The organism is Aciditerrimonas ferrireducens (assembly GCF_023130475.1).
Taxonomy (GTDB): Bacteria; Actinomycetota; Acidimicrobiia; order Acidimicrobiales; family UBA8190; genus Aciditerrimonas; species Aciditerrimonas ferrireducens.
In genome coordinates, this window is the sequence record NZ_JAKHEX010000036.1 from 1 (window position 1) to 8,424 (window position 8,424).

Annotated in this window: 10 protein-coding genes; 7 read left to right on the forward strand and 3 right to left on the reverse strand. The window is 75.1% G+C overall.

Annotated elements, in window-relative coordinates; translation table 11 throughout:
- The coding region (locus Acit_RS12400) for a cytochrome P450 (RefSeq protein ID WP_248109365.1) at positions 1-930 on the forward strand (930 nt) is incomplete at its 5' end.
- 83 nt (positions 931-1,013) lie between these two features.
- Here Acit_RS12400 and Acit_RS12405 read toward each other — a convergent pair.
- Positions 1,014-1,802, reverse strand: coding sequence for a coiled-coil domain-containing protein (locus Acit_RS12405; protein WP_248109366.1), 789 nt, complete (start codon positions 1,800-1,802; stop codon positions 1,014-1,016).
- A 184-nt stretch (positions 1,803-1,986) separates the two neighbouring features.
- On the opposite strand from Acit_RS12405, the gene Acit_RS12410 reads away from it, so the two are divergent.
- Positions 1,987-2,985, forward strand: coding sequence for a TIGR03617 family F420-dependent LLM class oxidoreductase (locus Acit_RS12410; RefSeq protein WP_248109367.1), 999 nt, complete (start codon positions 1,987-1,989; stop codon positions 2,983-2,985).
- Here the strand turns inward: Acit_RS12410 and Acit_RS12415 are convergent.
- Positions 2,982-3,878, reverse strand: coding sequence for a glycosyltransferase family 2 protein (locus tag Acit_RS12415; RefSeq protein ID WP_248109368.1), 897 nt, complete (start codon positions 3,876-3,878; stop codon positions 2,982-2,984). The two genes, Acit_RS12410 and Acit_RS12415, sit on opposite strands and share 4 nt — an antisense overlap.
- Positions 3,879-3,996: 118 nt before the next feature.
- On the opposite strand from Acit_RS12415, the gene Acit_RS12420 reads away from it, so the two are divergent.
- The 4 genes from Acit_RS12420 (at position 3,997) to tilS (ending at position 7,023) form a co-directional block, all read left to right on the forward strand.
- Positions 3,997-4,578 (forward strand): sigma-70 family RNA polymerase sigma factor, encoded by a 582-nt coding sequence (locus Acit_RS12420; protein WP_282436930.1) that lies wholly within the window; start codon positions 3,997-3,999, stop codon positions 4,576-4,578.
- A 28-nt stretch (positions 4,579-4,606) separates the two neighbouring features.
- Positions 4,607-4,960 (forward strand): mycothiol system anti-sigma-R factor, encoded by a 354-nt coding sequence (rsrA, locus tag Acit_RS12425; protein ID WP_248109369.1) that lies wholly within the window; start codon positions 4,607-4,609, stop codon positions 4,958-4,960.
- A gap of 66 nt (positions 4,961-5,026) precedes the next feature.
- On the forward strand, positions 5,027-6,091 hold the full coding sequence (locus Acit_RS12430; RefSeq protein ID WP_248109370.1) for an Rv3626c family coenzyme F420 biosynthesis-associated protein: 1,065 nt from the start codon (positions 5,027-5,029) through the stop codon (positions 6,089-6,091).
- 11 nt (positions 6,092-6,102) lie between these two features.
- Entirely contained in the window at positions 6,103-7,023 is a 921-nt protein-coding gene (gene tilS, locus Acit_RS12435; protein ID WP_248109371.1) for a tRNA lysidine(34) synthetase TilS, read from the forward strand.
- Positions 7,024-7,052: 29 nt separating this feature from the next.
- Here tilS and Acit_RS12440 read toward each other — a convergent pair whose 3' ends face one another.
- Positions 7,053-7,697, reverse strand: a complete 645-nt coding sequence (locus tag Acit_RS12440; protein WP_248109372.1) for a helix-turn-helix domain-containing protein — start codon at positions 7,695-7,697, stop codon at positions 7,053-7,055.
- 50 nt (positions 7,698-7,747) lie between these two features.
- Between Acit_RS12440 and Acit_RS12445 the strand changes: the two genes are divergently transcribed.
- Positions 7,748-8,056, forward strand: a complete 309-nt coding sequence (locus Acit_RS12445) for a helix-turn-helix domain-containing protein (RefSeq protein ID WP_248109373.1) — start codon at positions 7,748-7,750, stop codon at positions 8,054-8,056.
- Positions 8,057-8,424: the final 368 nt, after the last annotated feature.

Here is an 8,424-nt window from a genome sequence, read left to right on the forward strand (position 1 = left end):
GTGGCCCCGGCGTTCACCCCGGCGGCGGCCGAGCGGCTGCGGCCGGAGATGGGGCGGATCCTGGAGGGCCTGCTCGACGAGGTGGCCGACCGGGGGGCCTGCGACCTGCAGCAGGAGGTGGCCGAGCGCTACCCGATCCCGGTCATCTGCGCCCTGCTGGGCGCCCCGGCGAGCGACTGGGCGAAGTTCTCGCACTGGGCCACCGAGGTGTTCAAGATCTTCAACGGGACGGTCGCCGAGGACCTCCCGGCGATCGAGGCCGCCCTGGGGGAGCTCGACGAGTACGTCGAGGCCCTGGTGGCCAGGCGGCGGGCCGAGCCGAGAGACGACCTGCTCTCGGCCCTGATCGCCATCGAGGAGGAGGGGGACCGGCTCTCGGGCGAGGAGCTGGTCATGCTGGTCGAGGCGCTGCTGCTCGCCGGGACGGACACCACCCGGAACCAGCTGGGCTGCTCGGTGGCCCTGCTGCTCGAGCACCCCGAGCACTGGGCCCTCCTCGGGGAGCGCCCCGAGCTGGCCCCCCGGGCGGTGGAGGAGACGATGCGGCGCCTGGGGGCGGTGCGGGCCACGGGGCGGATCGCCTCGGAGGACATCGAGTACCGGGGGGTGCTGTTCCCCCAGGGCACCTTGGTGGCGGTCAGCCTGGCCGGGGCGAACCACGACCCCCGGGTGTTCCCCGACCCGGACCGTCTCGACCTCACGGGGGAAGGGAGCGGCGAGCGGGGCCCGGTGCAGCTGACCTTCGGCTCGGGGGTCCACCACTGCCTCGGGGCCGCCCTGGCCCGGGCCGAGCTGGCCGAGGCCCTGCCCCGCCTGGCCCGGCGGTTCCCGGACCTGGCCCTCGACGGGCCCATCACCTGGAAGCCCCCGACGAACGGCATCTGGGGCCCCGAGCACCTGCCGGTCCGCTGGACCGTCCCCGCCGGCTGAACCCCGGGTCGGCCGGGCCGGGCGGGGGCGGGCGGCTCAGGCGGCGGGCGGCGCCGAGGACCGGCGCCCCGAGGACCGGGGGCTCAGGCGGCGGGCGGCGCCGAGGGACCCCCGGGCCGGAGGCGAGCCAGCTCGCCTCGGAGATCGGCAGCGACCGCCTCGGTCCGTTCCAGGTCCTCACGCACCGTCCGCCGCAGCTCGCCCATCTCGACCCGCATGAGGTGGAGCTCGACCGCCATCTGACCCTGGAGCCGAGCACGCTCGGCGCGTTCTTTGCCCAGCTCCTCGCGCACCTCGAGCCGCAGCCCCTGCAGCTCGCTGCGCAGCTCGGAGCGGAAGTGGCTCATGTCCTCGCGCAGGCTCGACTCGACGTGGCCGACCTCGGTGCGGACCTGGCTGATCTCCTCGCGCAGGCTCGACTCGACGCGGCCGACCTCGGTGCGGACCTGGCTGATCTCGTCGCGCAGGCTCGACTCGACGCGGCCGACCTCGGTGCGGACCTGGCTGATCTCGTCGCGCAGGCTCGACTCGACGCGCCCGATCTCGTCCCGGAGCTCGGTGCGGACCTGGCTGATCTCGTCGCGCAGGCTCGACTCGACGCGCCCGATCTCGTCCCGGAGCTCGGTGCGGACCTGGCTGATCTCGTCCCGGAGCTCGGTTCGGAGCTGGGCGTTCTCTTCTCGGAGGCTGGTTTCGACGCGGCCGATCTCGGCGCGCACGCCGTGCTCGGCCTGCTGGATGCGCAGCTGGACCTGGTCGGAGAGCGTCTCGAGGCGGACGTGGAGGCCCCGGCGGTCGGCGCGGGCCTCGACGACCACGGCGACGAGACCGGAGGCCAGGATGGAGATGACAGCCCAAATGGCAACGATCACGGTTCCGAACTCCTCGGACCCGAAGGATCCGGTCGGGCGGCGTTCGAGGGCGGACCGGTCCGGGTCCGCGAAGCAGGCTGCGATCGAACCGTAGCGGGCCGGTGCGCGAGAAGCAAGGGGCGAGGCGGCCTTGGGGTGGCGCCGGCCCCACCGGGGCCAGGTGGGCGTGGGTAGGGTGGGCGGGGTGCAACTGGACCTGATGGTGCCGGGTCTGCCGCTTCGGCAGGCCACGGAGTTGGCGCGGGACGCCGCTTCGGCGGGGATGGCGGGGGTGGTGGTGACCGAGACCGGGCGGACCGCGTACCTGACGTGCGCGGCGCTGGCCCTGGCCGGTGTGGCGTTCCCCCGGAGCCCGATGGTGACTGCCCAGGTGGCCTGGGAGCTGGCCGAGGCCTCGGGGGGACGGTTCCGGCTGGGGCTGGGCAGCCAGGTGCGGGCCCATATCGAGCGGCGCTTCGGGATGCCCTACGACCCGCCGGGTCCCCGGATGCGGGAGTACCTGCTGGCGCTGCGGGCCGCCTTCCGGGCGTTCCGGGGGGAGGAGCCGCTGGCTTTCGAGGGGCGCTACTGGTCCCTGCGGCTCCTGCCGGCCGCCTGGTCCCCGGGGCCGATCCCGGTGCCGGACCCGCCGGTGGACCTGGCGGCGGTGAACCCGTGGATGCTGCGGCTGGCCGGGGAGCTGGCCGACGGGGTCCACGTGCACCCGCTGAACACCGAGCCCTACCTGCGCGAGACGGTCCTGCCGGCCCTGGCGGAGGGGGCCGCCCGGGCCGGGCGGCAGGTGGCGGACCTGACGGTGATCTGCCCGGCGTTCGTGGCCGCCGGGGACCGTCCGGGGGAGGTCGAGCGGTGGTGGGAGCGGGCCCGGGCCCAGGTGGCCTTCTACGGCTCGACGCCGAACTACCGGTTCATCTTCGAGCAGCTGGGCCGGCCCGAGGTGCCCGAGCGGATCCGGGCCCGGCAGAAGGCCGGGGACCTGGCGGGCATGGCGAAGGAGGTCGACGACGAGCTGCTCGGGCAGTTCTGCGTGGCCGGGGACTGGGCGACGGTGGCCGATGCCCTCCGGGCCCGCTACGGGGGCGTGGCGAGCCGGGTGGTGAGCTACTTCGCCGGCCAGGCCTGGCTGGAGGACCGCCGGGCCCTTGGGCCCTGGGGGGAGCTGGCCCGGGCCCTGGCCGGCTAGCCGACCCGGACGCGGCCCTCGCGGAAGCCGTGGAGGACGGCGTGGCGGACGGGGTCGACCCCGGCCTGGGCCACGTCGGGGTTCGCGGCCAGGTAGGCCTCGGCGTCGAAGTCGCCGGGGCGGGCCATGCGGATGAGGATCTCCAGGCGGGTGTGGGTGCGGCCGAGCTGGACCGGCCAGGACCAGGCCGGGTAGCGCTGGCAGACCTGGTCGAAGCACTCGAGCCAGGTGGCCAGGGGCTCGGCCCGGCTGAGCGAGTCGGCCGCCGGGCGGACGGAGACCTCGACGGTCGGCTCGGGGAGGACCTGGACCGCCCGGTTCGGGCAGAGGCGGAGAAGGAGCTCCCAGTCCTCGTAGACGGTGAGGCCCTCGTCGAAGGGGCCGGCCTGGGCGAGGGCGTCGGTGCGGCAGCAGACGCTCGGCAGGGGGATGAAGTTGCCGGCCGCCAGGCGCGTGTCGCTGTAGGGGCTCGGGTCGTAGGCCCAGGTGGTGCCGGTCGCTCGGCGATCCCCGGTGGGCTCGACGGTCTCCTCGACGTACTGGCAGCCGCTGACCGTCACCTCGGCCCCGGCCTCGAGGGCGGCGAGCGCCCGGGCCAGGTGGTCGGGGCGGAAGCGGTCGTCGTCGTCGAGGAAGGCCACGAAGGGGGTCCCAACGAGGGGCAGGGCCCGGTTGCGGGTCGCCGCCGCCCCCCGGGGCTCCTCGAGGGCGAGCAGCTCGATGCGAGGATCCGTGGGCACCAGGGCCAGGTCGGTGGCGGGAACAGGCCCGTCGTGGACGACGATGGCCCGCCAGTCCGAGCGGGTCTGGGCGAGGAGCGACCCGAGGGCGTCGGCGAGGAGCCGGGGGCGGTCCCTCGTGGGGAGGACGACGGTGACGGCGGCGTCAGGCATGGGCGCGGAGGTCAGGTGCCCCCGGAGCCTAGGGCACGGGGAGCGTGACGGCCGGGGACCTTGGCGCACGGGGGCGGGGCTCCCGGTGCTGGGGGCCCCGAGGCGCTAGGGTCGGCCCATGGCCGACCAGGCCCGGTTCGCGGAGATGGCCATGGAGCACATGCCGGCGCTCTACACGGCCGCGCTCCGCATGACCCGGAACCCGGCGGACGCCGAGGACCTGGTGCAGGAGACCTTCCTGAAGGCCTACCGGGCATTCGGCTCCTACCAGGACGGGACGAACCTGCGGGCCTGGCTGTACAAGATCCTGACGAACACGTTCATCAACAGCTACCGGGCGGCGAAGCGCCGGCCGGAGCGGGCCGACGTGGAGGACGTCGAGGACCTCTACCTGTACCGGCGCCTGGGGGAGCTGCAGGCCCAGGGACTGGGGCGCTCGGCGGAGGACGAGGTGCTGGAGGGCTTCACCGACGAGGAGGTGAAGCAGGCCATCGAGTCGCTGCCCGAGGCCTACCGGATCGCCGTGCTGCTGGCCGACGTCGAGGGCTTCTCCTACAAGGAGATCGCCGAGATCACCGACGTGCCCATCGGGACGGTCATGAGCCGGATCCACCGGGGAAGAAAGGCCCTGCAGAAGGCGTTGCACGATTTCGCAGTTGCCCGCGGACTGGTGGGGACCGCCGAGGCTGGCAGGGCCTGACCCTGCGGCGGCCATGGGAGGACCGGAGATGGAGCGCGGCAGCGAGGACGCCGTCCGAAGGAGCGTGGAGGAACGAGCCAGGGCGGCCGAAGCCCCGCCCGGGGCACCCGGCGAGGGGGACGCCGAGGAGGCCGACTGCGGGGAGGCCGTCGAGCGGCTCTACCACTACCTCGACGGGGAGCTGACCGAGGAACGACGAGCGAAGATCCAGCGGCACCTCGACGAGTGCCACTCCTGCGTCGAGGCCTACGGGTTCGAGGCCGAGCTCCGCCAGCTGATCGCCAACCGCTGCAAGGACCACGTGCCCCCGAGCCTGCTGGAGCGGATCCGGGCCGCCTTGGCCGAGGAGGAGGCGAAGCAGGCCACGAGCCCAGCCGAGTAGCCCGGAGCCGCGGGCGCCGAGGAGGCCGGTCGGCGGGCCCGGGGTCCGGTCCCTACACTGGCCGGCGTGAGCGGCCCGGTGGCGTGGGAGACGGCGAGGCGGGTCGGGGGGCTGGTGGCAGAGGGCGGCGTGTTCGGCGGGGGCCGGGCGCTGGACGAGCGGGCGTGGGACCGGCTGCGGGAGGACTTCGGGTGGGCCACGGAGGAGGCCGAGGCCCTGGTGGTGGCCGAGACCGGGCTGGTGCCGGCCGAGGGCCCGAGCCGGGGGGAGGTCCTGGACCGGCGGGCCTGGGTGGCACAGAACCTGGCGACCTTCGAGCGCCTCTTGACCCCGGTGCTGGAGCGCTGGCCGCAGCGGCAGCTGCCGGGCCCCCTGGGCGCGGTGCAGCCGGAGCTGGCCGGGGCGGAGCTGGGCCTGGTGCTCGGCTGGATGGCCCGGCGGGTGCTCGGGCAGTACGACCTGCTGGTGGCCGAGCGGCCCGGGGCGGACCCGGTGAGCTACGTGGGCCCGAACGTGGCCGGCTTAGAGGCCCGCTTCGGGTTCCCGCCCCGGCGGTTCCGGCTGTGGATCGCCCTGCACGAGGTGACCCACCGGTGCCAGTTCACGGGGGTGCCCTGGCTGCGGTCCTACTTCTTGGACCTGGTGGAGCAGGCCCTGGCCGAGGCCCGGCCGGACCCGGCGAAGCTGCTGGAGGCCCTGGGGCGGGCCGCCCAGGCGGTCCGGCGGGGCGAGAACCCCCTGGCGGAGGCCGGGGTGGTGGGCCTGGTGGCGAGCAAGGCCCAGCGGGACCTGCTGCGGCGGATCCAGGCGCTGATGGCCCTGCTGGAGGGGCACGGGGACGTGACGATGAACCGGGCGGCCGCCGAGCGGCTGCCCGAGGCCGGCTGGTTCGCCCAGGTGCTCGAGGAGCGCCGGCAGCGAGGCAACCCGCTGAGCCGCCTGCTGCTGCAGCTGACGGGCCTCGGGGCGAAGCTCGCCCAGTACCGCAAGGGGGAGCGGTTCATCGAGGAGGTCGAGCGGGCCGGGGGCCGGGAGCTCTTGGCCCGGGTCTGGGAGGGGCCGGCGCTGCTGCCGAGCTGGGAGGAGATCGAGGACCCCTCGGCCTGGGTGGCCCGGGTCGGGGGGGCCTGAGCCGGCCCGCGGTGGGCGGCTCGGAGCGGGCCGGACCCGAGCGGGCCGGGCCCGAGCGGGACGGGCTGCTGGCCAGCCTGCTGCCCCGCTGCCGGTTCCCGGCCCCGGGCACGGCCCTGCGGGTCGGGGTGTCGGGGGGCCGGGACTCCTTGGCCCTGCTGGCCCTGGCGGTGGCCCAGGGGCTGGAGGTCACGGCGGTCCACGTCGACCACGGCCTGCGGCCCGGCTCGGCCGAGGAGGCCGGGGTGGTGGCCGCTGCGGCCGAGCGGCTCGGGGCCGGGTTCGAGGCGAGGCGGGTGGTGGTGCCCCCGGGGCCGAACCTGGAGGAGCGGGCCCGGGAGGCCCGGCGGGTCGCCCTCGGCCCGGGGGCGGCCACGGGCCACACGATGGACGACCAGGCCGAGACGGTCCTGCTGCGGCTCCTGCGGGGCACGGGCCCCGACGGGCTGGCCGGCATGACCCCGGGTCCCGAGCACCCCCTGCTCGGGATCCGGCGGGCCGAGACCACAGCGCTCTGCCGGGCCCTGGGCCTTGGGTGGCTGGAGGACCCGAGCAACGCCGACCCCCGGTTCCGGCGGAACCAGGTCCGCCAGAAGCTGCTGCCGCTGTGCAACGAGCTGGCCGGCCGGGACGTCGTGCCGCTGCTCGCCCGGCTGGCCGACCTGGCCCGGGAGGACCGGGCGCTGCTGGCCGAGCTGGCCGGCACGCTCGACGCCACCGATGCCCGGGCTCTGCGGGCCGCGCCCCGGCCCCTGGCCCGGCGGGCCCTTCGGGCCTGGCTCGGGGCCGACCAGCCCCACCCCCCGGACCTGGCCAGCATCGAGCGGGTCCTGGCGGTGGCCTGTGGCCTGGCCCGGGCCACCGAGCTGCCCGGTGGCCGCCGGGTCGCCCGGCGGGCGGGCCGGCTGCGACTCGAGGAACCGGAGCGGTAGGGGAGGCGGAGCCGGTGGTTGCCCCTTGCTCAGACACTGGCGAACGCTCCCCGGTGGATCCAGACCCCGTGCTTGGCGAAGGCGATGGGGGTCTCGCTGTACGTCTCGGGGTCCTCGCCCGAGACGTACCAGACCGGGGCAGCGATGAGGTCCTCGTCGTCGACCCAGGAGGGGCGAGGGATGCGCTGCTCGCGACAGAGGTGCTCGATGAGGGCGGCGAAGGCGGCGTCGAAGCGGCGGTCCCCCGTGCTCGGTGGCCTGGCTGCCACGGCGATCTCCTGGGCCAGGCGGGAGGCGGCCCGGAAGTCGTCGGCGAACTGGACGAGGACCCGCCAGGCGGTCTCGACACCCCAGGTCGAGAGGTAGTCGGCGATGGCCGCCACGTAGCGGCCGACCGGCTGGAGGACCCCGTCCGGCGCCGGCTCGCGCTGGGGCACGGCCGGTTCGGTCGGGTCGCGGGGCGGTGGCAGCACCAGCCGGAGGGTGGCGCCAGCGGCTCGGAGGAGCCGGTAGAGGGTGGCGTAGGTCGGCACCTTGTGGCCGTGCTCGTACTTCGAGAGGGCCGACACCGAGGTGCCCGCCCGGGCGGCCAGCTGGGCCTGGGTCAGGCCGCTGTGCAGCCGGGCCTGGCGGATGAGGGCCCCGGCGTCCGGCCCGGCCAGGCGGGAGGTCACCCACCCATCCTACCTGGAGTGTTGTCTGAAGAGACAAGGTTGGGGCGGGGGTGGCGGTGACGGTGGCGCCACGGGCGCAGCTGCTGACCACCCAGCAGGCTGCCGATCTCCTGGGCGTCAGCCGGCCAACCCTCGTCCGGCTGCTCGAGCAGGGGAGGATCCCCTTCGAACGCGTCGGCAACCACCGACGAGTGCGGGTGGACGACGTCCTGCGGTACCAGGAGCAGCGACGGGAGGAGCAGGTCCAGGTCCTGGCGGCGCTGGCCGTGCCGGTCGAAGAGGAGGGCGACCTGGAGGTAGCACTGGCGATCACGCGGGAGGTGCGGCGGAAGCTGGCTGCTGCTCGTCGTTCCCGGTAAGGGAGGTTGGGTTCCTACCCACCGCCTCGCCACCCGGCCTTGGGCTCCCGAGCTGGTGGGGCTGGCCAGTGGACGAAGCGCCAGGCCTGGCGCAGGCCGACGCCAGGCCAGGGCCCGGCCGCTCCTGGTGGTGCGCCGACAGGGGTGCCCGATGGCAGACGGCTCGAGTTCCCCGCCGGCGGTCACTTTCGGCCAGTCGAACCCGGTGCCTATCAGCTAGCCCTGGTGGGCGCGGGCGGATGTCCCGACCACCTGTGGTCCGCTACTCGAGATAGGGCCCCGCCACGTGGTGGGAATCCGAGTGTGGTCCTCGGTGTGGTCAGCTCGAGAGTTCGGGCTGACGGTCGACAGTTTCGCGCGGTCGGTTC